Genomic DNA, 488 nt, shown 5'->3' on the forward strand with positions numbered 1-488 from the left:
GTCGAGGTCGATGCCACCACTGCGGCGGCCAAGCCCTTCCGCATGCCGGTCCAGTGGGTCAATCGCCCGAACCTCGACTTTCGCGGCTTTGCCGGCCTGATCGCCAGCGGATCGGTCAAGCCGGGTGACGCCGTGCGCGTGCTGCCCTCGGGCAAGACATCGACCATCAGTCGCATCGTCACGATGCCGGGTGGAACCGGCCCGGCAAGCGGGACCGGTGGCGACGGCGACCTCGACGAAGCGATCGCCGGCCAGTCGGTCACGCTTTGCTTTGCCGACGAGATCGACTGTTCGCGCGGCGACGTCATTGCTGTCGCCGACAATCCGCCCGAGGTCTCCAGCCAGTTCGAGGCGACCATCGTGTGGATGGATGACGAGGCGATGCTGCCGGGTCGGCCCTATTGGCTCAAGATCGGCACGCAGAGCGTATCGGCCACCGTCCAGGCGCCCAAATATGTCGTCAACGTCAACACCATGGAGCATCTGGC

The 488-nt window shown here is 65.8% G+C and carries 1 protein-coding gene; it reads left to right on the plus strand.

Annotated features, from left to right (window positions below; translation table 11 throughout):
* On the plus strand, positions 1 to 488 hold a 488-nt coding region (locus JQK15_RS27740), incomplete at both ends, for an elongation factor 1-alpha C-terminal domain-related protein (protein WP_502956889.1).

This window comes from Sphingobium sp. BHU LFT2 (assembly GCF_018604485.1).
In the GTDB taxonomy this organism is placed as follows: domain Bacteria; phylum Pseudomonadota; class Alphaproteobacteria; order Sphingomonadales; family Sphingomonadaceae; genus Sphingobium; species Sphingobium yanoikuyae_A.